This window comes from Gottfriedia luciferensis (genome assembly GCF_002156865.1).
Classification (GTDB): Bacteria; Bacillota; Bacilli; order Bacillales; family Bacillaceae_G; genus Gottfriedia; species Gottfriedia luciferensis.
The window spans coordinates 1-25030 of sequence record NZ_NCTA01000012.1; the positions used below are offsets into that span (position 1 = coordinate 1).

The window sequence follows — 25030 nt, forward strand, 5'->3', positions numbered from 1 at the left end:
CAGGATGCTCGCTTTCCATGGGGCGTGAGCTGAGCCTCCTCGGCAAGCCTGCGGGGTCTCACCCTTCCCGCTACTCCCATAGGAGTCTCCCACCTTCCACTCCAATCAATGTCTTTAAATTGTATAAAACCTTTCTCATAAATTTGTATTTTAAATATCAACAATTAACATTAACAGAGCAAAAATAAAAAGAAGAAGAGAAGAAATTACTTATTGAGGTTTTTGGAGAATGTTAGTGATTTAGAAGAATCATAGGTTTCGTTACTTTTTATCTAGAAATGTGCATAAAAAAAATCCCAAGCAAAGGCTTGAGATTTTAATATTATTTTAAATAACGGCTTGGAATTTTATCAATGTTTTCTAACATGATACCAGTACCAACTGCTACACATTGCATTGGATCTTCTGCAATGAAAACAGGTACTTTTAATTCTTCAGCAAGTAAAGTGTCGATTCCATGAAGTAGCGCTCCGCCACCAGTTAGAATCACTCCACGGTCAATAATATCAGCTGATAATTCAGGTGGTGTACGTTCTAACACAGTTTTTGCAGCTTGTACAATTAAGTAAACTGGTTCACTTAATGCCTTTTGAATTTCATCAGAATATACAGTAATTGTTCTTGGTAATCCAGTTACCATGTCACGACCACGGATATCGATTGATTCATTTCTTGCACCAGGGAAAACAGTTCCTACTTCAATCTTAATTTGTTCAGCAGTGCGCTCTCCAATTAGCAGTTTGTATTCACGCTTGATATAGTTTAAGATCTCCATATCAAACTTGTCCCCTGCCATTTTAATTGAAGAGGCGGTGACGATATCTCCCATCGATAAAACAGCGATATCGGTTGTCCCACCGCCAATATCAATTACCATGTTACCACTTGGTTGGAATATATCCATTCCAGCTCCAATTGCTGCAACTTTAGGTTCTTCTTCAAGATACACTTGTTTACCACCGCTCTTTTCAGCAGCTTCACGAATTGCTTTTTGCTCTACAGATGTGATGTTTGTTGGACAACAAATCAAAATACGCGGTTTTGACATAAATCCTTTTACATCTAATTTATTAATAAAATAACGTAGCATTGCTTCAGTAATATCAAAGTCAGCAATAACACCGTCTTTTAATGGACGAATTGCTACGATATTACCTGGTGTACGACCTACCATGCGGCTTGCTTCCTCACCTACTGCTAATACTTTTCCGCTATTACGCTCTATTGCAACTACAGAAGGCTCGTTTAAAACGATTCCTTTACCTTTTACATGTATTAAGACATTGGCTGTACCAAGATCTATTCCGATATCCTTAGAAAACATTCCTTTTGGCTCCTCCTTATTCACTATACTCATGAGCAGTTCCCCGAATACGTGCTATACCAAAATATAATTTTACCATAAACAACTGCTTTTAGTAATTAATTTCTTGTGAACAGGAGGTTAAATATTTTTAATTTTGTTTTCAAGGCTCAGAAACCCTACTTAGTAACTTTCTCAACGTCTTCTTTTTGATACTTTTGCTTTGTAGCCTCTCCACCGCGTAAGTGACGAATTGATTTGTGGTAATCCAGTATTTCTTTTACTTCGTTTGCCAAATCAGGATTAATTTCCGGAAGGCGTTCAGTTAAATCTTTGTGTACTGTACTTTTGGACACACCAAACTCTTTAGCTATTACACGTACTGTTTTCTTCGTCTCCACGATATATTTCCCAATCTTGATCGTTCTCTCTTTGATGTAATCGTGCACACTGCTCTCCTCCTCTAAATGGATGTGAGAAGCGTGAAATGAGACTCGTTTTGACTGACTAAGCTGCTCTTTTTCCTGCTCTGACTGACCTGCTGAGGTACATTTATTTTGACTAGGTAGAAAATCCACGATCCCTCACCTCAAACACCTCTTTGATGGGTTTATAACATTGTATTAGCAAAATCTTATAACTATGCACAATTATCAGAAAAAAACAAGTGCCCAACACATATGGGGTATGATTCCCCCGTGTTGGGCACTTTGTGAAATGCTTTAAATTATTATTGTTGCATTTTATCCGATGGTTTATCTAAACTATCATCTGAAACATTTCCAGAAGTATTCATTGTATTTGAATCTTTTGATTCGCTTTTAGTATTTTCAGAACTAACAATTGATGAAACCGTTTGTCCTTGATATTTTTCTGGGTTAATCGCTACGCCGTCTTTGCGTAACTCGTAGTGTACATGAATCCCATTTTCTTTACCAATTAGAGCTGTTCCTGCAGTACCTAGAACTTGTCCTTGCGAAATTTTAGTTCCTGGTTCAACACTAACAGATTTTAAACTTTGGTAATATGAAACTAGTCCATTGCCACTTTCTACTACAACTACATAACCTAGCTCAGCATCTTTTTGTGCTTTTGTTACAGTTCCGCTAAGAGCTGCTGTAACATCAAATTCTTTTCCACTTTTATCAACTAGATCCATACCTGTGTTGATTGTAAACGTGTTATTATCCATTTGGATTAAAGAATTTTGTTGCTCATCTTTTGAAGCTGAATCATCATAATAATGACTTTTCACTTGAACTGTTGCATCCTTCGCAACCGGATAAGCTAATTTTTCTTCCTGTTGTGAAGCTGGTATTGCATCTGGCTCCCTGTTATCAACTGATGTTCCAGTTTGATTGGTTGGAGTAGGAGCATTACTATATTGATACCATAATGCACCTGTTAGAATTATTGCTGCACTCACTAAATAAATTGCTGGGACTACCCAACGCTTTCTTAACATTTTAACGACTTTTTGAGAAGTTTTTTTGTTTTGTTCCTCTCTCATCCTTATCACCTCTGCAATCATTGTCAACAGATTCCAGAAATTATATACGCAATTTAGAAAATTTTAGTTCGACAAAATTCTTATTTTTCCACACAATTTAAAACTAACCCACATTTATCCACAAATTATTAAAGAAATACTAACAAATGAAAGCGATTTATCCACAAATCAATAAAACTTATACACATTATTTGGGGATAAGTATAAATAAGTTATTATGAATATCAAAAAATATTTTTCTTGCATTTTTCTTTTTTACAAAATATAATCACACTACAAGCTTGTACGATGTATTAAAAAATTAAACTTTAAAAAATTAATTCAAGTTATTATATATTTTTTGCGATGATGAAGAAGAGTAAATTATATGAATGTTTCAGAGAGCTGACGGTTGGTGCAAGTCAGTACGGACATATTTTTGAATGGGCTTCTGAGCACCCAAACCGAACCATATTCACTTATGCAGTAGGCTTTGGCGGACGTCTCACCGATAAAAGAGACAGGTATTCAAACATTTGTTTCGATACTGCTTTTTGTCACAAGGTAGTTCAATTCAATTGTTTTGATACTGCAAAGTGAGTCTGTTCGGTACAGACTAATTAAGGTGGCACCACGGGAGTCCTCGTCCTTTTTATAAGGCGGGGACTCTTTTTTGTGCCCAAAAATAAGGAGAGAATTTTAAAAATGTTATTTACTAAGAAAAAAATCATATCCATTTCATTACTACTTACTCTTGGATTAGCTGGCTGTGGAAATCAAGCAAATCAAGCTAATCGTACGTCCAATGACCATACACTACATTTAATGGATACTTCAGATATCGTAAATCTAGATAGCTCTTTAGCTTTAGATGGTCCTTCATTAAACGCATTAAATAGTGTTATGGAAGGTCTTTATATGCCAAATGAAAAAGGAGAATATGTTCCTGCTGCTGCTACTTCATATAAAGTAAGTGCAGATGGTAAGGTCTATACTTTTACATTAAGAGACGCAAAGTACTCAAACGGAGATAAAGTAACGGCTAACGATTTCGTTTTTGCAATGAAACGTGCAGTCGATCCAAAAACAAAAGCTCAATTTGCATATGATCTATATGATATTGAAAATGCAAAAGAAATTAACCAAGGAAAACTATCTGTGGATAAATTGGGGGTAACTGCGTTAGATGATAAAACATTACAAATCAAACTAGACCGTCCAATTCCATATTTCATTCAATTAACTAGTTTACCTATGTATTTCCCTCTAAACGAAAAGTTCGTTAAAGAACAAGGCAGCAAATATGGTTTAGAGGCAGATACAACTTTATATAACGGTCCTTATGTAGTTAGCAAATGGGAACATGAAGCTGGATTTACAATGAAAAAAAATCCACAATACTACGATAAAGATAAAGTACACGTTAACACAATTGACGTTAAGGTCATGAAAGAAACAACAACAGCAGTTAATCTTTATGAAACTGGTGAACTTGATCAAGCAATTATCGATTCTAGCGTAATCGATCGTTATAAAGGAAATAGTGAATTAAAAAAATTAGCGATGCCGATTGTGTCTTATATTAGCTTTAATCAAAAAAATCCACTTTTAGCGAATGAAAAAGCACGTAAAGCAATTGCAAATGGATTTAATAAAGAGGATATCAGTACGACACTTTTAAATGATGGATCAATTCCAACTGACCGAATCATTCCAAAAGGTCTAGTAAAGGACTCTAAAGGTGTTGATTTTGTTAGCAAGACAACTCATCCATCTACAGTTAACTTAGAAAAAGCAAAAACACTATTTAAAGAAGCTCTTGCTGAAAGTGGAAAATCGAAAGCTACTATTTCATTACTAGTAAGTGATAGCAATACATCACGAAAAATCGGTGAATATTTAAAATCACAATTAGAAACAAATTTAAAGGGCTTAACAGTTAACATTACCGTTCAACCAGCTCAGCAAAAATTCGAATTACGTCAACAAGGTAATTATGATCTTTCTTTAGATACATGGGGTGCAGATTATCCAGACCCAACAACTTACCTAGAGTTATTCACATCTAACTCTGCTTTGAATGTATTAAACTATAAAAATAAACAATATGATGACTTCTTACAAAAGGCTAATACAGTAAGTCTTCAAAATGAATCAGAGCGCACTCAGCTCCTTCATCAAGCAGAAGACACTCTATTAAACGACTTTGCTATCGCTCCAGTTTACCAAGCAGGCTATGTGTACTTACAGAAGGCAAATGTAGCGAATATTAAAGTTAGACCGTTTGTTGGATACTTTTATTATAAGTATGCTGAGAAGCGTTAAGGGCAGGATAGAGGAAGCACAGGAAGGGCAGGAAGGCTTTGTTTGGAGCTGTGATTAAACTATGAGATTCTGCAATTAAATTGGGGAAAACTGCAATTAAATTTGGCGATTTTGCAATTAAACTTAGTACTGCAAATAAAATTGGCAAATCCGCAATTAAATTTGGGGATTCTGCAAATAAAAATAGCAAATCTGCAAATAAAGATTGCAAATCTGCAATTAAAATTGGCAAATCTGCAATTAAATTTGCAAAGTTTGCATATCTAGTGACCTTTTAATGAAAGAGCACTCTAAATGGACTGAATCTAGTTCAATTTAGAGTGCTTTTTCCTCTTTTCTTTAATATATGAAGAAAAACAGACCATGGAGGTCTGTTTTTTATTGCAATTTATCATAATCTTTCTTACTAAGCTTTGTTATGTTAACGCCTTTGTAGTAATACTTAACGATGTCATCGTATGTTTTTCCTTGTTTAGCGAGTTCGTTTGCACCGTATTGGCTCATTCCTACTCCGTGACCGTATCCTTTTGTTGTGATGATGATTTCATCGCCTTTTCTTTCCCATGAAAAGTCGGTTGAACGTAGATTAAGTTTTTCACGGATTTCTTTACCTGTGAGTGTTTTTTTACCAAACGCTACTTTTTCTACTCGATTACTATTTGTTCTGGCTATTACTTTCCCTATATCTGATTTATTGATTTTGACATTAAGCTTCTGTTCGAAATCATTGATGGAAACTGCTTTTGTTGCAATGTAATCTGGTGCAACCGAATCCCAAGGGCTTGGTACACTTTTTAAATATGGTGCGCTATTATTCCAATATTCCTCAGAGTTTTCCGTGTATCCATTACTTGATGAGAAGAATGAGGCTGTGATAGGTTGTCCATCGTACGTTAATATTTGTCCTTCTGTAGCTTTTACTGCTCTTTCAATCTTAGCTATGTTTGCTTCGTATTGGGCGCCGTATCTTTTCTTTAGATCATCTCGATCCTGGAAGACTTGAAATTGAACAGTGTCATCGACAATTCCACCTTCTTCGAGTGGTTTGCCTTCTTTTAATCGTTTAATGATGAATGTTCTTGCACTCAAACTTTGAGCTTTTAATGCTTCTAATTCAAATTTTGCGGGCATTTCTGATGCAACAACCCCAAGTACGTATTCTTCGATAGGTAGTTTTTCGACTTTTTGTGTTTTTGTTCTAAAAACTGAAATACTTAGATTGTCATTTTTGTTCGCTATTGCAGCTTGGTTTGCTTTTTTCTGTAACTGATCAACTAATCTACCATCTGTTTGGCTATGAAACGGTAGAACAAGCAATGTAGGGATAATAATAACGACTGAGCAAGTAGTTAATCCGGCTGTGATTAATGTTTTAAATGATTTCATATTTTCCTCCTATCCATTCAAAAACAAACTATAAGTGACAATTTTCAACTAATTGTCGTTCTAGTTTTAATTTATGAGCATGGACAAGCATTTAGAACATTATTGTTTTTTACATATTAACTTTAATATTTTTTGCTATTTTTAGAATATTTTATAAGGTTTCTGTCTATAACTTATAGTAGAAAGTTGTAAGGAAATGCAAAATGCCCGACTCTATGTGGGATAGCACAAAGTGTCAGGCATTTGAATGAGTTTTTAGTTTACGCTTGTAAATCTTTAAGTGTTTCTTCCTCTACTGCTGTGCTTGGTTCGTTTACACGTTCAATGTCCGCTCCAAGTGCAGCAAGCTTTTCATGGAAATTTACATAACCACGATCTAAGTGTTTTAATTCAGTGACGCGAGTATATCCATCAACAACAAGACCAGCAAGGATAAGTGACGCAGCAGCACGTAAATCTGTTGCAGCTACTTCTGCCCCTTGAAGATCGTTTGGTCCGTGAATGATTGTTGAGCGACCCTCAATTTTAATGTTTGCATTCATGCGACGGAATTCTTCAACGTGCATAAAGCGATTTTCGAATACAGTTTCAGTAATCATGCCTGTTCCACTAGCTTTTAATAGAAGTGCCATCATTTGTGATTGCATGTCTGTTGGGAAGCCCGGATGAGGCATTGTTTTGATGTCTACAGGTTTTAAGTTATCTGTTCCAATTACACGAAGACCTTCTTCTTCTTCGATAATTGTAACACCCATCTCACGCATTTTAGCTACAACTGAGCTTAAGTGCTCTGGGACTGCATTTTCAATTAATACATTACCATTTGTGATTGCTGCAGCAACCATAAATGTTCCCGCTTCGATGCGGTCAGGAATAATGTGATGTGTTGTACCAAATAATGTCGGTACCCCTTCAATGCGAATTGTGCCTGTTCCAGCACCACGAACTTTTCCACCCATTGCGTTGATGAAGTTCGCTAAGTCAACAATTTCAGGTTCTTTTGCAGCATTTTCAAGAACTGTTGTTCCTTGAGCAAGTGCCGCTGCAGACATAATGTTTTCTGTTGCTCCTACACTTGGGAAATCTAAATAGATTTTTGCCCCTTTTAAACGACCGTTTGATTTTGCTTCTACAAAACCATTTCCAACCGTAATTTGAGCTCCCATCGCTTCGAACCCTTTTAAATGCTGTTCAATTGGTCTCGATCCAATTGCACATCCACCAGGTAACGCTACACGTGCATGACCATTTCTTGCTAAAAGTGGTCCCATTACAAGAATCGATGCTCGCATTTTACGAACATATTCGAATGGTGCTTCAACATGCAAATCTTTTGATGCATCGACCGTTACTGTATTATTTTTAAACTCAACCTCTGTATTCAAATTACGAAGAACTTCGTTAATCGTGTAAACATCAGATAGAGTTGGTACGTCATGAATTATGTTTTTTCCTTCACTAGCTAGTAGCGCTGCAGCAAGAACTGGTAAGACAGCATTTTTTGCACCCTCTACTCGAACTGTGCCTTGAAGCTGTTTCCCGCCACGGACAATGATTTTATCCAAGCTTTTCCCCTCCGTGTCCTAAAATAGATCTATCAATATTCTACTGTTATAATCGGTGTTCCAATAATGATCGTCGTCGAATTATCAACTTTGTCTTCACGTATTGCAATTTGTAAATTGATTTTTTTGCCGTTTGCAATCAGAGCGTCATTCCACTGTTCAGTATATGCTGAAACAGAGACGAATGCCCCTTCTTTTATTTCTTCAATTTTTTTGGCTTTAAAAGTCTCCAAAAAATCATTTTTTGCACCCTGCAAAACACCTTCAAGTTTACCATTCATTGTCCCTTTAATACAAGTAAAAAAAGTAGGTTCTTTACTAAAAATATTTTCCATCGAGTTTTTAATTAGATTTTTTGTTTCTTTTTCAGTTTGCTGGTCCCATTTAGTCCCGCTGATTTCATAAATGACATAGCTACTACTTCTACCAGTAGACGTAACAACTATTCTTTCTGTGACAAATTGACGGTTAAATGTACCAATTATTTTTTTCCCATTGTCTTGTTCAGTCCATTTGAAATTTTGAAAATTATTTTTATATACACCGATTACTTTTGCAACAGAAGTCTTAATTTTAGCCTCTCTTGCATATAAATTCCAACTTGTAATCGAAATGTCTTTTTTATTTAATACATTTGAAAAACGGTTTAATTGGCCTACACCCGAGTCAGCCATACTCACTTTATTCGAATTAAAAAATAAAGCAGAAGCTACACTAATTGCAATTAGAAATAAGTACACTATTTTTTTCATAAAAAAATCCCCTCTCTCTACTTCCATTTTTCACAGGTAAAGAGGGGTTTATACTGTGTATCGTAACATACTTTTTGACAAATTATTTCAATAGGTATGTAATGTTTTTTGCATACTGTAAATAATCTAAGAAAAAACTACTTACAGCTGAAGATATTGTAATCGTAAGTAACACCATAAAAAGTCGAATTTGGGCGACATGACCTTTTTTCATAATACTTTCCCATTTAATTGCTGTTAAAGCCCACCAAGTTAAAATAATGAAAAGTAAATGGACAATAATAGCTAATGCCGCTTCTGTTCCAACCAAAGCTTCCATTTTCCTGCCCCTTTTCGTTTTGATCTAAAATAAATATAAAAAAAGTGTAGGATTAACCCTACACTTTTAGTCTAAATATATTTTACGCCATAAAGAAATCTTTCACAATGTTTAGCTTATGGAATACATCTAAAGCTAAAGATGGTTTAATCCCTAACACAATGGTTAAGACTACACAAACCAATACGACAAATAGATGCGTTTTTGGAAGTACGACTTTGCGTTCTTCGCCACTTCTAAAGAAGACATTTTGAAGAATTCCAAAATAGTAAAAATAAGATACAACAGTAGTTAAAAGTAAAATTCCACCTAAAACATAGTTTCCTTTTACTTGGACAAAAGCACCCATAAAGATGTTTAGTTTCCCAATAAATCCTGAAGTAAGTGGAATACCTGCTAGCGATAGGACAAAGATTGTCAATGCTACAGATAGAATTGGATTCGTTTTAACAAGTCCTGCAAATGACGCTAGTGAATCTGATCCTCTTTGTTGTTGTACATTATAAACAATTGTTAATATACCAATTGTCATGAACGTATAAGCTAATAAATAGAACCAAATACTTTCAAACATAAATGGTGAGATACTTACAAAAGCAACTAGAACATAACCTCCGTGTGCAATTCCTGAGTAAGCAAGTATGCGTTTAAGATTGTTTTGTTTTAGGGCAATTGTATTACCTAGAATCATTGATAATGCAGCCAATACAGCGATTACTGGTGACAACACTTCAAATACTGATTTTTGTTCCTTCATCAATAATGCGCCTGCAAATATTGATAAGAAAACACGTAGGACGATGATAAATCCACCAGTTTTTGAAACTGTTGCTAAGAACGCAGTAACAGGTGTAGGTGCTCCCTCATAAACGTCTGGTGCCCACATATGGAATGGAACAGAAGCAAGTTTGAATGATAGACCTACGAATACTAATACAAATGCTAGAATTAAAAGGAATTCATTGCTACTTGCAACTCCTTGAGATAGCACCATATTCATTTCTGTGATATTTGTTGTACCTGTTAAGCCATAAGTATAGCTTAATCCAAATAATGTAATAGCAGTTGATATACCACCATTAATCACGTACTTTAGAGCAGCCTCAGAAGAACCCTCTCTTCTCTTTTGAATCCCAACTAAAATATAAGAAGAAATTGAAAGAAGCTCTAGTCCAACAAATAAAGTAATTAAATCGCTACTAGAAGCCATATACATCGTTCCAAGTAATGCTGTAATGAACAATGTATAGTATTCTGATCGTTCAGCGATTGTTTGATCACCAAGAGCAAGTAGTAAGATTAAAATTGCTCCTATTAATAAAACTGTTTTAAAAAGTAACCCGAATGAATCAAGCTTAAATGAACCAGCTAAAAGACTTGTTGGTCCATGAGAATATAGCGTAAATGTCCAAATTAGCGATGCTACTATACTTAGTAAACCAATCCAACCTAGTACTTTACGATTTGTATTTTTAGGTAATAAGAGTTCAAGAGTTAATAGAAGAAGCACGGCAGCTACTAGAATGATCTCAGGACCCATAGTTCCCCATTGAAATTCAGATAATGCTTTCCAAGTCATCTTCTACACACCTCTAATCCCTTGAATGATAAAATCCACTGATGAAACAATCATGTCATTTACGAATGCTGGGTATACACCAAGCAGAACAATCGCAAACACTAAAATGACTGAAGCAATTGCTTCGCGTTTTGATAAATCAGTGAATGACGAAATAAATTCACTATTTTTTCCAAAGCTTAATTGTAGAATTGCTCTTAAGATATAAGCTGCAGTTAAAATGATACCAAGCGTACCAACAGCTGCAATTGCTTTATGATTTTGGAAAAGACCAACAAACGATAGCCATTCCCCTACAAATCCCGATAGACCAGGCAATCCTAGTGATGCCATACCACCAAATAGTAATAATCCAGCAAGTCTAGGCGTTACTTTTGATAAACCTGAAATACGATCAAAGCTAGTCGAATCCCCGCGGTTTTCTAGCATGCCAACAATTAAAAATAGTAGTGCAGCGATTAAACCATGTGATACTGATTGTAAAATTGCACCTTGAATTCCAGCACTATTCATTGCCGCTAATCCAATGATTACAATCCCCATATGCGAGAAACTTGAGTAAGCTAGTACTGAGCGTAATTCTTTCTGAATTAGAGCAATATAAGCCCCGTAAAGTAAGTTAATTACACCGATTATTGCAAGAGCTACAGACATTTTTTCAAATTGGTCTGGGAAAATGCCTAAAGCAAATCGAATTAAACCGTAAGTTCCAATTTTTAATAGGATACCTGCGTGAATGATAACAACAGCAGGATTTGCTTGTGTATGGACATTCACCATCCATCGATGGAACGGGAATAATGGTAGCTTAATTGCAAATGCAATCAATAAACAGATTAATAGAACCATTTTCAAATGATCTGAAATTGGACTGATTGTGTTTTGACCCATTGGAATGATATTCGCTAAAAGTTCATAGTTTGTAGTGCCTGTACGAGCGAATAAGACTGCAATAACAAATAATAAGAATGCAGATCCTAAGCCATTATAAATTAAAAATTGGTAACCTGCTTTTTCACTATCAAAGCGTCCCCATTTTCCAATTAAGAAGAACATTGGAATAAGCGTTAACTCAAAGAATAAGAAGAATAACACTAGGTTTTGAGCAGCAAAAACACCATACATTCCTACTTGAAGGATAAATAGTAATTGATAAAAGCCCTTAGAACCTTTATTAATTGAGTAACCTGCGATTACAGCGATTAATGAGATGATACCAGTTAGTAAAATCATTACTAGTGATAGACCATCTACACCAAGCTCAAATTTCACTTCAAATAATCTAGTTGAACCAGCGAAAAACTTTCCAAATGAAAACCAATCATATGAAATCGCCCAATCCTTTAAATTAGATTGATTTTGACCTGCGATATAAGCAAGCACTGTTACCACAAACGATAAAATTGCAGTTGCTAATGCCCAAAGCTTATAAGAATTCTTTGGAGCAAAAGAAACAAGTAATAATCCTAATAGAGGTAAGAAAACAACCCACAATAAGAAATGAGAAACCATCATAAGTTGTACCCCCCTGTCACAACAATTGCTAATAAAATAAGCGCAAGACCAAGTAGTGTAATGAATCCATAAGTTTGAACTTGACCACTTTGTAATCTTGAACCAATACCACCGATCGTACTAACAATTCCTTTTATGAAAATGGCAATACCTTCAACTACAAAACGTTCAATTGCATACATTACATGACCGATTGCATACATACCTTTTACGATTGAAACGTTATATAGTTCATCGATGTAGTATTTATTAAGAAGTATTTCATAGAATAAGCCAGCTTCTTCGTTCTTAGTTTCTTTCGCTTTTCTACCATACATATTATAAGCAAGCATAATACCCGCTAACGAAACTAATGTCGCCACGATCATGATCCAAACTGGTTCATGGTTATGTTCAGTGATTGTAAATGGCACTCCATCTAATAAAAACTCGTTTAAGTGTCTACCAAAGAAAGGTGTATTAATGTAACCTGCAAAAATCGCTAAGATACCTAATAAAGACATTGGGAGAACCATTGACTTTGGTGACTCGTGAGCACCTTTAGTCTTTTCTTCGCCTGTGAAAACTAAGAAATATAATCTGAACATATAGAAAGAAGTAAAGAATGCTGCTGTTAAAGCAACAAAGAATAAAACGTAACTTCCATTTTCCCAAGTTGCAGCTAAAATTTCATCTTTACTGAAGAAACCTGATAATAAAGGAACTCCTGTAATTGCTAAAGTACCAATTAAGAATAGTGCAGATGTCCATTTCATTTTTTGACGTAATCCACCCATTTTAAAGATATCTTGAGTGTGTACCGCATGAATGACACTACCTGCTGCTAAGAATAATAAAGCTTTAAAGAACGCATGCGTAGTTAAGTGGAAAATACTCGCAGTATATCCACCTACTCCAAGTGCTAGCATCATATACCCTAATTGACTGACTGTAGAATAAGCCAATACGCGTTTTATATCTCTTTGTACAAGACCAATACTTGCAGCAAAAATAGCCGTAAATCCTCCTACAATTGCAACAACCGTTAAAGCAGTTCCACTTGCAAGAAAGATTGGGTAAGCCGTTGCTACTAAGTAAACTCCGGCTGCAACCATTGTTGCTGCATGGATTAATGCTGAAACTGGTGTTGGGCCTTCCATCGCGTCAGGAAGCCATGTATGAAGTGGGAATTGACCTGATTTACCCATTGCTCCGATGAAAATTAAAATGGCAATTAGTGTTAACATCCCAGCGCTTACTTGCCCACCTTGGATTACACTGAAGATTTGATCGAAATCAAAGCTCTTTGTCTTCCAAAATAAAAGCACCATTCCAATGAATAAGCCAACGTCACCTATTCTTGTCATAATAAACGCTTTTTTAGCTGCTGCTTTCGCTTCTTCCTTATAGAAGTAGAAACCAACAAGTAAAAATGATCCTAGACCTACTAATTCCCAGAATACATAAAGTTGTAGAATACTAGGTGATATTACAAGTGCTAGCATCGCAAATGTAAATAATCCTAAATAAGCGAAGAATACCGTTATACGGTCGTCCTCTTCCATATAAGCAGTCGAATAAATATGTACTAATGTACTAACAAAGGTAACAATAACTAACATTAGCGCATTTAGTGCACTTACTACATATCCAACGTGAATATCGACATTCCCTATTGTTAACCAAGTATATAATTTTTGCACTGTTTCCCCTTGTAGACGGTCAAATAAGACGAACAAGGAGATGATGAATGAGATTCCTGTTAAAGTTGCCCCTAAAATCCCACTACTTTTCTTTCCTTTTGTACCAGCTAATATTAGGATTAGAAACGAAATTAGCGGAAGTACTGGAACAAGCCAAGCATACTGCATCATCAAATTCCACCTCCTAGTTATCTTTTCAATGAATCAGCTTCATCGATATTGACTGTCTGACGATGACGATACCATGCAATTAAGATTGCAACGCCTACTGCAGCTTCAGCAGCTGCAACTGAAATCGTAAATAATGAGAAAATTTGTCCTGTTAAAGATGGTGCAACCCCAAGTTTACTAAATGCTACTAAGTTAATATTCGCAGCGTTTAGCATTAACTCGATACAAATTAACACGATTACCGTGTTACGTTTTGTTAATGCACCATATAAACCGATACAAAATAAAATAAGCGCTAAAAGAAGATAAGCATTAATTGGAACTGAACTCATTCCTTCGTACCCTCCTCTTTTGAATCATCTGATTTTGCTAAAATAATCGCACCTACTAATGCAATTAGTAACAATACTGACATTACTTCAAACGGTATAATATGTTTTGAAAATAATTCTAATCCAATATTTTTCGTATTGTTTGTTGCTAAATCAACATCTTGCGCATCAATTGAAAGCCCATTTACACCTAAAAACATGACTCCACCAAATGCAACAATACCAATCAATGCCGCAATATTTCTCCAATTTCTTTTTGGTTTTTCACTTTCGATATCATGCTTTGTTAACATGATTCCAAAAATCATTAGGATTGTAACTGCACCTGAGTAAATAAGAATCTGTACAACGGCTACAAATTCCGCTGAAAGAAGGACATAAATACCTGCAATACTAATGAATGTTAAAACAAGAGAAAGCATCATATGCATAACTTTCGTTGAATTTAACATCATGACTCCACCTAAGATTGCTGAAAGAGAAAGAAGAAAGAAAGCAACTACAAAACCACTCATGCTTTATTCTCCTTTCGAATGTTTTGATCGTTTTCATCAAGCCATTGAAGGTCTTTAAACAATTCATCACGTGAATATTCAGCTAGTTCAAAGTTATTTGTCATAATAATTGCCTCTGTAGGACAAACCTCAGTACATAAATCACATAAAATACAAATCTCGAAGTTGATATCATATGTGTCGATAATTTTTCCTTTTTTCGTAGGATCAGGATGTTTCTTCCCAGTTAATGTAATACAGTCTGTTGGACAAATTGCTGAACACTGGTTACAAACGATACATTTTTCCGGATAAAACTTTTGAATTCCACGAAAGCGATCTGGTAACGGAATCGGCTGATTTGGATAATCATACGTTACTTTCTCGCGTGTTAAATTTTGAAGAGTATATTTTAACCCTTTTACTAACCCAATCATGACTCACACCCCTTTAGATTGGTCTTTTAGTTTAGAAGAACAAGCTTTTCACTAAAGCCGTAATTAATATATTTGCTAATGAAACTGGTAAAAGTACTTTCCAACCGAACTCCATTAATTGGTCAGCACGTAAACGTGGGAATGTTACACGGAACCAAATTAATAAATAGAGTACTACACTAAATTTTAATGAGAACCATACAGCCCCAGGAATAAAATCTAGGTAGGCAATTGGCTTCCAACCACCTAAAAATAGAATCGTAATTAACGAACACATTGCAAAGAAGTAAACATATTCCGACAGCATAAAGAATGCCCAACGGAATCCTGAGAACTCTGTATGATAACCTGCTACTAATTCTGATTCAGCTTCTGGTAAGTCAAAAGGTGTACGATTCAATTCAGCAACTGCCGCGATTAAGAAAACGACAAAAGCGATTGGTTGAGTTACGATGAACCACACATTTTCTTGCGCATTAACGATATCATTTAAATTTAAGCTTCCTGTTAATAAAATAACGCCAAGTACACTCATTACTAACGGAATTTCATATGAAATCATTTGAGCTGCTGCACGCATCCCACCGATCAGTGAGTACTTATTATTAGAAGCCCACCCTGCAGTTACAACACCAACCGTAGTTAACCCTGAAACTGCAATATAATAAAGTAACCCTACACCGATATCAGCAAACTGTAAGTTTTCAGTGAATGGTAATGTTGCAAGTACCATAAATGCTGGTGCAAATGCGATGATTGGTGCAAGAATGAATAATGGTTTATCTGCTGCCTTTGGAATCGTATCTTCTTTTAAAAGAAGTTTTAATACGTCAGCAACAGTTTGAAGCAAGCCGTAACGTCCACCAACCTGGTTTGGACCGATACGCCCTTGCATGAATCCCATTACTTTACGTTCTGATAGAATCCCAAATGTTACGAATCCTAGAACTACGAATAGAAAAATAACGCCTAAGCCTAAATAGATGAGAAAATTTATCCAAGACGGTGTACTTTGTAGAAGATTTTCTATCATTATCCGTCTACCTCCCCAAGTACAATATCAATACCACCTAAAATAGTAATTAAGTTTGCGATGTTTTCTCCTTGTAATAGCTTTGGAAGAATTTGAAGATTATAGAACGATGGTCGTCTAAATTTCAAACGATACGGTTCTTTCTTTCCATCACTTGCAATATAACATCCGATTTCTCCACGTGGAGATTCGATTCTTACATAGCCCTCACCTTTAGGAGCTTTTATGATTTTAGGAACCTTTGCTAAAATATCACCTTCAGCAGGGAATTGTTCTACAGCTTGTTCTAAAATCTTTAATGACTCCTCAATTTCTAGCATTCTGCACATATAACGATCCCAAGCATCCCCAACAGTTCCAACCGGAACATCAAAATCAAAACGATCGTAAATTGAATATGGAGCATCTTTACGTAAATCGTATTTAACGCCAGTACAACGAAGATTTGCACCACTTAATGAGAAATTGATTGCATCCTCTTGTGAATATGCACCTATGCCTTTCACACGATTAATAAAGATTTCATTACCAGAAACAAGATCATGGTACCCTTTTAATTGCTCTCTCATATAAGGAACAAATTCTTTTACTTTTTCAATCCATCCTTCAGGAGCATCCCACTTAACGCCACCTACACGCATGTAGTTAAATGTTAGTCTCGCTCCACAAAGCTCATTTAATAGATTAATAATCATTTCACGCTCACGGAAAGCGTAAAGGAATGGACTCACTGCCCCAATATCTAGTAGGTTTGTACCCCACCAAACTAAGTGACTAGCAACTCGCCCTAATTCCATTGCAATCACACGTAAGTATTCAGCTCGATCAGGAACTTTTATATCCATCATTGTTTCAACAGCGTGACAGATAACATAGTTATTTGTCATTGCTGATAAATAATCCATTCGGTCTGTATATGGAATAATCTGTGTATATTGAAGATTTTCAGCGATTTTTTCTGTACCTCGGTGTAGATAACCGATGACTGGTGTTGCCTCTTTAATGATCTCTCCATCGATCTTTAACACGAGACGAAATACACCGTGTGTACTTGGATGCTGAGGTCCGACATTTAATAGCATTTCTTCCGTACGAATCATGGCTTATCCTACACCCCCTCGTCAAATTGAACGTAATCTTTTCTTAGTGGATAGCCAACCCAATTTTCAGGCAGTAAAATACGTTCCAATTTTGGATGACCCTCAAACTGGATGCCAAGTAAGTCATATGTCTCACGCTCTGGCCAGTTTGCACCTTCCCAAATTGGTGTAATACTATCGACAATTGGTTGTTCTCGATCAGCTTTTACTTTTAAAGCGATTCCATGTTTACGTTTATATGAATAGATGTAAGAGTAAACTTCCATGTATTCAACAAAATCTGTACCGTGTAAACCTGATAAATAAGTAAATTGAAGCTCTTCATTCTGTTTTAAGAACTCAGCTACTTTATAATAAGCATCTCGTTTAATTGTAAAAGTTGGATCATGTTTTGAAAGTGTGTTGATTGTTGCTTCTTCAATAACCTCTGCTCCAAATTCTTTTTCAATTAATGCCTTTACTTCATCTAATAATGGTTGATTTTGAGAAGCTTTCACTTCTTCAACTGGTGCTTCAGTTCCACCATCTGTTTTTGCTTTCGCTTTTGCTGCAGCTGCTGCTTTTGCCTTTGCAATCGCTATTGCCTTCGCTTTTGCTTTCGCTGCTTCATCATCAGAACCTTCTACTGGCGTTTCTTCTCCACCGGCTGCTTTTTGTTTCGCTAACGCTGCTGCTTTCGCTTTTGCCGCTGCTACTGCCTTTGCCTTCGCTGCTGCAATTGCTTTTGCTTTTTCATCATCACCGTCTGCTGGTGCTTCTCCACCTTCTGCTGCCTTTTGTTTTGCTAATGCGGCTGCCTTCGCTTTTGCCGCTGCTACTGCTTTTGCTTTCGCTGCCGCTAATGCTTTCGCCTTCTCATCATCAGACGCCGGTTCTGCAGCTCCCTCAGTCGCTTGTTCTCCTGCTTCTGCTGCTTTTTGTTTTGCTATTGCAGCTGCCTTCGCTTTTGCTGCCGCTACTGCTTTTGCCTTCGCATCTGCAAGTGCTTTCGCTTTTTCATCTTCAGATGCTGGTTGTGCAGCTTCCTCAGTTGCTTGTTCCCCTGCTTCTGCTGCCTTTTGTTTTGCTATTGCAGCTGCCTTCGCTTTTGCTGCCGCTACTGCTTTTGCTTTAGCTAGCGCAAGTGCTTTCGCTTTTTCGTCTTCAGAAACTGGCTCATCTTGATTTGATTCATTTGTTACGACTGAATCCTCTTCCTTAGAAGTTTCTTCATTTGGAGCTTCACTGTTTCCAGAAGCCGCTTTCTCAGCCTTCAGCTGCTCAATTTTACGTCGGGCCGCTTCTTTCGCTCGTTCAGCTGCTTCTTTCTTTAATTGTTCTTTTGATTTCTCTTCACTCATTTATTCGTCACCTGCTTTCCAGTTTTCGCCTCGTAACGAATCTTCTCTTTCAATTTGTTAATCCCGTAAATTAAAGCTGCTGGATTTGGCGGACATCCTGGAATATAAACATCTACAGGAATAATTTGGTCCACACCTTTCACAACTGCATACGAGTTAACATAAGGCCCACCAGCAGTTGCACATGAACCCATTGCGATTACCCATTTTGGTTCAGGCATCTGGTCATATAATCTTTTCACAATCGGAGCCATTTTTTTCGTAACAGTACCCGAAACAATCATACAGTCAGATTGACGTGGTGAAGTACGGAAAAATGAACCGAATCGGTCTAAGTCGTAATGAGATGAACCTACACCCATCATTTCGATTGCACAACAAGCTAACCCGAATGTTAATGGCCATAACGAGTTACTTCTTGCCCAAGCCTTCACTTCTTCTAAAGTCGTGAAAAAAATATTCTTTTGGAGTTCTTCCATTTCAGCAACAGAGATTCCATCTAACTTCATAACCATTTCAACACCTTCTTCTTCCAAGCATAAATAAGTCCTAGTAGTAGCATAAGAATAAAGATGATCATTTCAACAAAAGCAAAAAGTCCCAATTGATCATATGCAACCGCCCACGGATATAAGAAAACAGTTTCAACATCAAAAATTACGAATAATAGTGCAAAAATGTAATAACCAGCGTGGAAGCGAACCTTTGCATCATGGAATGGTTCAATCCCGCTTTCATAAGTTGTTTTCTTTGCTTCAGTTGGCGCGTGTGGTCTTAAAAATTTCCCAATTACTGAAAGAGCGACCACTGGAAGCGCAATTCCTATTACTAGAAACACAGCTACGATGACATAATTATTTAAATAAGCATTCACGAAACTTGTCCCTCCCCTAACTACAGAGCTGTACATTATATGTTTATTATAAATATAATGTATTTTTCATTAATTTTTATTTTTCAGTTTTGTAATCGTATCCATTATATCAAATGTGGCAAAAACGTGTCGATATTTATTGCCATTAATCCTAAAATTGAATAATATAGTTGAAAAATAAAATCCATTATCCTCTACTTATCCTATATGTATGTCATTCTAATAAAATTATAATCATTTTATTTACATAAAAAATCACCGAATTTATATATCAGTATAGAAGTTATCCACAAATCCACAGAAAGTTATTCACAATTTCCACAAATCTAAAAACATTGATAATTGTCGAAAAAAAACCAACTCGAACGAGTTGGTTTTCGTATTTAGACTAAGTCCAAAAAATTAGATAGTTTTAAGATGCAATCGTTTCTGAAGACTGCTTATTTTGATTTTTTGCTTGAGGTTGAGCAAATTTTCTATTCTTTGTACTTCTCATAAAAACAGAAAGTACTAAAGCGATACAAGAAAGCGCAGTTGCAAAGATGAATGCATCATTGATTCCATTAATTGAAGCCAATTTAGATGCTTGAGCATAAAGCGATGTAACTGCTAAAGCTCCACCTTGTGAAGGAGTTAAACCACCTGCACTAGCTATCTGTGCTCCAGCGTGATGAACCCAATCCATAATGAAAGGATTCGTTGACGTTACTTCGTTAGAGAAGTCAGCCATATGATTTGTCGTTTGAGTCGTCATAATCGTAACAAGGATCGCTGTACCTACTGAACCAGCTACTTGTCGCAACGTATTTTGAGTTGCTGTACCATGAGAAATCATTTTCACTGGTAAGTTATTCAACCCTGCAGTCATAATCGGCATCATAATAAAGGACATACCAAATGAGCGTAAAGTATAGAAAAACATAATTTTTAAATATGGCGTATCAATTGACAGTTTAGTGAACTCATATGTTGTAAACGTCATAATTAAAAGTCCAAATATCGCTAAAGGACGAATTCCATATTTATCAAATAATTTACCAGTAAGTGGTCCAAGTGCACCCATAATCAATGAACCAGGTAATAATAGTAACCCTGCCTCAATTGGTGTAAATCCACGGATATTTTGTAAATAGAGTGGAAGTAAAATCATCCCACCATATAAAGCCGTTGTTACAATTAAGTTAATCAATAATGTATAAGAAAATGAAAAGAACTTAAATACTCTTAAATTAATTAAAGGTTGTTTTGCAGTTAGCTCTCTCCATACAAATAAGCTTAAACTTATGCCTGCGATGACCAGAGAAAGAACTACCTCAGTGCTATCCCAGCCTTTATTACCTGCTTCACTAAATCCATATAATAAGCTACCAAATCCAATTGACGAGCTTAGTACTCCCCAAATATCTAAAGTTGGGAATGAACGTTTACGTGAAATATGGAACCAAGCATTTGCTAAAAGGATTGCAATTACACCGATTACAGCCATTCCATAAAATATGAAATGCCAAGAATAGTCTTGAACTACATAACCCGTAATCGTTGGACCAATAGCAGGAGCAAGAATCATTGCGATCCCCATTAACCCCATCGCAGCACCACGCTTTTCAGGCGGGAAAATCGTCATGAATATATTCATACCAAGTGGCATTAATATACCCGCACCTACCGCTTGAACAACACGTCCAACCATCATAATTGGGAAGTTTCCTGAAATGGCACAAATTATTGAACCAATCGTGAAAGCAATCATCGAAAAGATAAATAATTTTCGATACGTAAATGTTTCAACTAAATAGGCACTTACTGGAATTAAAATACCATTTACTAGCATGAAACCAGTTGATAACCACTGTGCCGTAGAAGTTGTTACATTAAAATCAGCCATTAACTTCGGTAAAGCAACGTTGATTAACGTTTGATTTAAAATCGATACGAACATACCTAGTAATAATACCGTTAAAACTTTTCCTACGCTAAAGCTTTGTTGCTCACTCGCTTGAGCTGGAGTTGGTTTCTTTTCAATTTCTTCGGATTGTACTAATTGATTTATTTCTTCTGATTGGACTGTTTCTTTAACTTGATCTATTTTTTTATCGTTATCTTTACTCCTTAATGCAATTCGATTAATGATAAAGAAAACAATTAAGCAAAACCCTCCATAAGCTGTAATCATTCCTGTAGACATCGAAATTCCTCCTTACTTATGAATACGAACAGAAGCATTCATTCCTGGAACAATCTCAAATGACTTGTTATGATCTAATGCAATTCTTACTGGTACTACTTGTTCTACTTTCGTATAGTTTGCATTAGAGTTTCCAGAAGGTAATAAACTAAATGTATTTGCAGTTGTTAAACCAACAAATTCAACTGTACCTGTTAAAGTAGTATCTGGGTATGCATCAACATACACGTCAACTTCTTGACCTTTTTTCACGTCTTCTACTTCAGTTTCTTTAATATTTGCAGTAACCCATAGATTATCTAAATTATATGCATATCCAAGTGTTGAACCTGTTCCAACTAACTGATCTTTAATTGCATTTGTTTGAACGATTGTTGCATTTGTTGGTACTGATACCGAAACTTCATGAGCAGTATCACCTGCAGTTTGAGGTGCAGTTAAAACTTTACCAATTGTTTCATTAGGTGAAAATGTTTTTCCAAATGAACCTGACCAAGACTCAAGCTTACCAGCAGCTGGCGATGAAATAACAATTTGTTGTCCATCGATTTTTGCATTATCTGTTTTTATATAGTTAGCTGATTGATCATAATAGTAATAACCTGCAAAACCACCAGCAACTAATATGATTAAAGTAATAATGTTAACAAACACCATTTTCTTCATGTTCCCCATAAATAAAATCCTCCTAAATTTTTAATCGTTTCTCTCTATTTAGCTAATCCAAGTTAAACAACACCTTGTTGTTTTACTTCTCATAGTTTTTAATTATAATTGATTTATAAACGTACTCAACCGTTAAAAATTTGATTTTTGTTGTTTAAACAACACTACTGCAATACACTGTTTTCTTTCTAAAAGTTATCCAACAAAGGAGTTTTAAAATGTCGATTAAAAATAATCTTGACCCTCGCGTCATTCGTACTAGACAACTTTTACAAGATGCATTAATCACTTTATTAGCTGATAATGATTTCGAATCAATAAGTGTTCAAGATATAACCAAAAAAGCCAATGTAAACCGAGCGACCTTTTATAGTCACTACGAAGACAAATACCAAATGATCCGCCAAATTGTAGGCCAAAAACTAATAGATCTAGACAACTCCATTAAAAATGTAGATTATACAATGTATGACGGAGAACCAGACTCACTTGATAAAATAGCTCTGCAATCTTATTTCCATCTATTCGAGCATATCGAAAAAAATAGCTACTTCTACAAAGTCCTACTTAGAAAACAAGGACCAAATATATTTAGAAGAAGACTTTATCAAGTCCTACAAACAACATTTGAGAAAGGGATATCGTACATTCAACCAAAAAAGAATAAATACATCGTTCCAGCAGACTTATTAGTCAGTTACATGGCCGGTGCAACACTAGCCGTAATCTCTTTTTGGGTCGAAAATGACATGCCCTACTCAACAAAATACATGGCAGAGCATTTATTAAAAATCTCAAGAAATGGCATATTAACAACAGCAGGCTTGGAACATAATTAAAGAAAGCTTTGTTCTGAAAGCTCGTCTAGGTAGTAGACTTTATCTTTTTTTGTTCCTGTGCTTGGGAGAGTTAGTTTGGAGAGTAGTCTTGAAGCAGAGTAAATTGAGGATATATGAAGGAATTCTCGGAATTGGCTATTTTTAATTGAATTTCCTATTAATAAATAGTAATCATGTAACGTTTGAAAATGGGCTTCTTTCGAAATGTTGGCACAATGAGGACAATACCAAGATCCTTTAGTTCTTATCATTGCATATGATTTGCACTGTTCACAATTTACTCCTGTTAATAGATCATTTATTGAAATGTTATACTTCTCTAAAATGTTTTGATCCAATAGCTGATTCTGCTTTATAAATAATTTCGCTAGCTTTCGAATTTCTTTATTCGTATATAAATCTTTATGGTACTTTAATTCTAATTCTTCTATTTTCTTGTATAGTGACTCTGAATGAAGAACTTTACTTGCAACTTCTCTTATGTTAGTAGAAGCTTTAATAATAGATTTTGAATTGCTCAAAACAACTAATGGAATTATTGGATAGTTTGAATACTTGTTTTGTTCAAGCCAATTTCGAAGTTGAAGTTTTTGACGCTCAACTTGTATGATAGGATTTAAAAAAGCATCTTCCTTCCCCTCATTTATTCGAATAAGCTGATTAAAGCTTTGATCAAAATAAAGTGTTCCAACATAATTCTTCACTTCAATGATTAGCAAAATACTTGGTGAAAGAATAATCGTATCAATTTGAAAAAAGCGCTTTTCACTGTCTACAAGCCTTAAATCTTGAATTACAAAATAGCGATCTTTATTAAAAAAACTCAAATAGTAATCTAAAGATTTTTCACCATGATACCCAGCCTTAAACTTTGAAAGATCCTCCACTACTTTACTTCTTTGATTATGTTCAGCGGGGATTCTCCTCAACAAAGCTTCTAGTTTCTTAATAGTTAATGGTATCGTTCGTTCCTTTAATATCATTTATATCACCTCTTTTTGATTTAAAGATGAATTTCGACAAAGGCTAGAGCTTCACCTTCCAATTATTAATTTGAAAAGTTAAGTGTTTTATTGTCTTTTTATTAGTTTTTGCTCAATTTAAGGGTAATTTTCTATGTTTATTCCTAAGTTTTTACATAAGCAATGAAATAACTAGGTGATATTTGATGTAAACGGTAGTTTTTTGTTCATTTTTTTAAGAATAGCTAGTTTTATTTGCGATTTTAGTCATTTTAATTGTGATTTTTTGATTTTAATTGCGATTTTGCATTTTTATTTGCGATTCTCGAATTTTATTTGCGCTTTGCATCTTTTATTTGCCATTTTCAAATTTTAATTGCGATTTTGCTATTTTTTATTGCGATTCTTGAAATTTATTTGCGATGGTAAATTTTATTTGCGATTATTCTGGTTTATTTGCGACGTTGAGTATCTTTAGTCACTACTTTTCATTTATTTGCATACCTCACCAATTTATTTGCAACTTTCCTCACCTTATTTGCGGCTTTTGAATCGCCTTAGTCACTACATCTTATTTATTTGCTCCCTTCACTAATTTATTTGCAGCTTTTCTCAGTTTATTTGCACCCCTGAGCAGTCCTTACCTTGTTTACTCTGAACCCACATCAAATTCTTCACCAAA

24 protein-coding genes and 1 other annotated feature are annotated in these 25030 nt (G+C 35.5%); of the genes, 3 read left to right on the top strand and 21 right to left on the bottom strand.

The annotated features are described in order from the left end of the window. Nucleotides 1-322: 322 nt before the first annotated feature. The 3 genes from mreB to B7R67_RS10500 all read right to left on the bottom strand — a co-directional run bounded on the left by mreB (nt 323) and on the right by B7R67_RS10500 (nt 2813). Nucleotides 323-1324 (bottom strand): rod shape-determining protein, encoded by a 1002-nt coding sequence (gene mreB, locus B7R67_RS10490; protein ID WP_088070172.1) that lies wholly within the window; start codon nt 1322-1324, stop codon nt 323-325. Between the two features lie 158 nt (nt 1325-1482). Further along, entirely contained in the window at nt 1483-1752 is a 270-nt protein-coding gene (gene spoIIID, locus B7R67_RS10495) for a sporulation transcriptional regulator SpoIIID (protein ID WP_025569002.1), read from the bottom strand. Nucleotides 1753-2033: 281 nt separating this feature from the next. Further along, nucleotides 2034-2813: a M23 family metallopeptidase gene (locus B7R67_RS10500; protein ID WP_158095071.1), complete on the bottom strand. Its 780-nt coding sequence runs from the start codon at nt 2811-2813 to the stop codon at nt 2034-2036. 336 nt (nt 2814-3149) lie between these two features. After that, nucleotides 3150-3446: a binding site (T-box leader), on the top strand. A 51-nt stretch (nt 3447-3497) separates the two neighbouring features. On the opposite strand from B7R67_RS10500, the gene B7R67_RS10505 reads away from it, so the two are divergent. Then, on the top strand, nt 3498-5117 hold the full coding sequence (locus tag B7R67_RS10505; RefSeq protein ID WP_088070176.1) for a peptide ABC transporter substrate-binding protein: 1620 nt from the start codon (nt 3498-3500) through the stop codon (nt 5115-5117). An 80-nt stretch (nt 5118-5197) separates the two neighbouring features. Further along, nucleotides 5198-5395: a hypothetical protein gene (locus B7R67_RS10510; protein ID WP_088070177.1), complete on the top strand. Its 198-nt coding sequence runs from the start codon at nt 5198-5200 to the stop codon at nt 5393-5395. A 100-nt stretch (nt 5396-5495) separates the two neighbouring features. On the opposite strand, the gene spoIID is transcribed toward B7R67_RS10510, so the two are convergent. From spoIID to B7R67_RS10595, 17 genes are all read right to left on the bottom strand, one after another. Beyond that, nucleotides 5496-6503, bottom strand: coding sequence for a stage II sporulation protein D (gene spoIID / locus B7R67_RS10515; RefSeq protein WP_088070179.1), 1008 nt, complete (start codon nt 6501-6503; stop codon nt 5496-5498). 260 nt (nt 6504-6763) lie between these two features. Beyond that, nucleotides 6764-8068: a UDP-N-acetylglucosamine 1-carboxyvinyltransferase gene (gene murA / locus B7R67_RS10520; protein WP_088070181.1), complete on the bottom strand. Its 1305-nt coding sequence runs from the start codon at nt 8066-8068 to the stop codon at nt 6764-6766. Nucleotides 8069-8100: 32 nt separating this feature from the next. Beyond that, complete coding sequence (locus tag B7R67_RS10525) at nt 8101-8820, bottom strand: YwmB family TATA-box binding protein (protein ID WP_158095072.1); 720 nt, start codon at nt 8818-8820, stop codon at nt 8101-8103. An 82-nt stretch (nt 8821-8902) separates the two neighbouring features. Next, a complete protein-coding gene (locus B7R67_RS10530) occupies nt 8903-9139 on the bottom strand; it encodes a DUF1146 family protein (RefSeq protein ID WP_088070185.1) in 237 nt (78 codons plus the stop codon). Nucleotides 9140-9221: 82 nt separating this feature from the next. Continuing rightward, nucleotides 9222-10718, bottom strand: coding sequence for an NADH-quinone oxidoreductase subunit NuoN (gene nuoN / locus B7R67_RS10535; protein WP_088070187.1), 1497 nt, complete (start codon nt 10716-10718; stop codon nt 9222-9224). 3 nt (nt 10719-10721) lie between these two features. Next, nucleotides 10722-12230 (bottom strand): complex I subunit 4 family protein, encoded by a 1509-nt coding sequence (locus tag B7R67_RS10540; RefSeq protein WP_208615645.1) that lies wholly within the window; start codon nt 12228-12230, stop codon nt 10722-10724. After that, nucleotides 12230-14086: an NADH-quinone oxidoreductase subunit L gene (nuoL, locus tag B7R67_RS10545; protein ID WP_088070190.1), complete on the bottom strand. Its 1857-nt coding sequence runs from the start codon at nt 14084-14086 to the stop codon at nt 12230-12232. Before nuoL ends, B7R67_RS10540 begins: the two co-directional genes overlap by 1 nt. 17 nt (nt 14087-14103) lie before the next feature. Further along, complete coding sequence (nuoK, locus tag B7R67_RS10550) at nt 14104-14418, bottom strand: NADH-quinone oxidoreductase subunit NuoK (protein ID WP_025568976.1); 315 nt, start codon at nt 14416-14418, stop codon at nt 14104-14106. Next, a complete protein-coding gene (locus B7R67_RS10555; RefSeq protein WP_088070192.1) occupies nt 14415-14933 on the bottom strand; it encodes an NADH-quinone oxidoreductase subunit J in 519 nt (172 codons plus the stop codon). The genes nuoK and B7R67_RS10555 overlap by 4 nt, the downstream gene beginning before the upstream one ends. Continuing rightward, nucleotides 14930-15349, bottom strand: coding sequence for an NADH-quinone oxidoreductase subunit NuoI (nuoI, locus tag B7R67_RS10560; protein ID WP_025568978.1), 420 nt, complete (start codon nt 15347-15349; stop codon nt 14930-14932). The genes B7R67_RS10555 and nuoI overlap by 4 nt, the downstream gene beginning before the upstream one ends. Before the next feature lie 31 nt (nt 15350-15380). After that, on the bottom strand, nt 15381-16382 hold the full coding sequence (gene nuoH, locus B7R67_RS10565) for an NADH-quinone oxidoreductase subunit NuoH (protein ID WP_088070194.1): 1002 nt from the start codon (nt 16380-16382) through the stop codon (nt 15381-15383). Next, nucleotides 16382-17482, bottom strand: a complete 1101-nt coding sequence (locus B7R67_RS10570; protein WP_088070196.1) for an NADH-quinone oxidoreductase subunit D — start codon at nt 17480-17482, stop codon at nt 16382-16384. The genes nuoH and B7R67_RS10570 overlap by 1 nt, the downstream gene beginning before the upstream one ends. An 8-nt stretch (nt 17483-17490) precedes the next feature. Beyond that, nucleotides 17491-18822, bottom strand: a complete 1332-nt coding sequence (locus B7R67_RS10575) for an NADH-quinone oxidoreductase subunit C (RefSeq protein WP_088070198.1) — start codon at nt 18820-18822, stop codon at nt 17491-17493. Further along, on the bottom strand, nt 18819-19337 hold the full coding sequence (locus B7R67_RS10580) for a NuoB/complex I 20 kDa subunit family protein (protein WP_088041662.1): 519 nt from the start codon (nt 19335-19337) through the stop codon (nt 18819-18821). The genes B7R67_RS10575 and B7R67_RS10580 overlap by 4 nt, the downstream gene beginning before the upstream one ends. Beyond that, nucleotides 19328-19732 (bottom strand): NADH-quinone oxidoreductase subunit A, encoded by a 405-nt coding sequence (locus tag B7R67_RS10585; protein ID WP_088070199.1) that lies wholly within the window; start codon nt 19730-19732, stop codon nt 19328-19330. The genes B7R67_RS10580 and B7R67_RS10585 overlap by 10 nt, the downstream gene beginning before the upstream one ends. 376 nt (nt 19733-20108) lie before the next feature. Further along, on the bottom strand, nt 20109-21881 hold the full coding sequence (locus B7R67_RS10590) for a DHA2 family efflux MFS transporter permease subunit (RefSeq protein WP_088070201.1): 1773 nt from the start codon (nt 21879-21881) through the stop codon (nt 20109-20111). A gap of 12 nt (nt 21882-21893) precedes the next feature. Further along, entirely contained in the window at nt 21894-22538 is a 645-nt protein-coding gene (locus B7R67_RS10595; protein ID WP_407920393.1) for an HlyD family secretion protein, read from the bottom strand. Nucleotides 22539-22765: 227 nt separating this feature from the next. Here B7R67_RS10595 and B7R67_RS10600 point away from each other — a divergent pair, with 227 nt between their 5' ends. Continuing rightward, nucleotides 22766-23386: a TetR/AcrR family transcriptional regulator gene (locus tag B7R67_RS10600; RefSeq protein WP_088070205.1), complete on the top strand. Its 621-nt coding sequence runs from the start codon at nt 22766-22768 to the stop codon at nt 23384-23386. Here B7R67_RS10600 and B7R67_RS10605 read toward each other — a convergent pair. Then, entirely contained in the window at nt 23383-24369 is a 987-nt protein-coding gene (locus B7R67_RS10605; RefSeq protein WP_088070207.1) for a nuclease-related domain-containing protein, read from the bottom strand. The genes B7R67_RS10600 and B7R67_RS10605 overlap by 4 nt on opposite strands. Between the last annotated feature and the right edge of the window lie 661 nt (nt 24370-25030).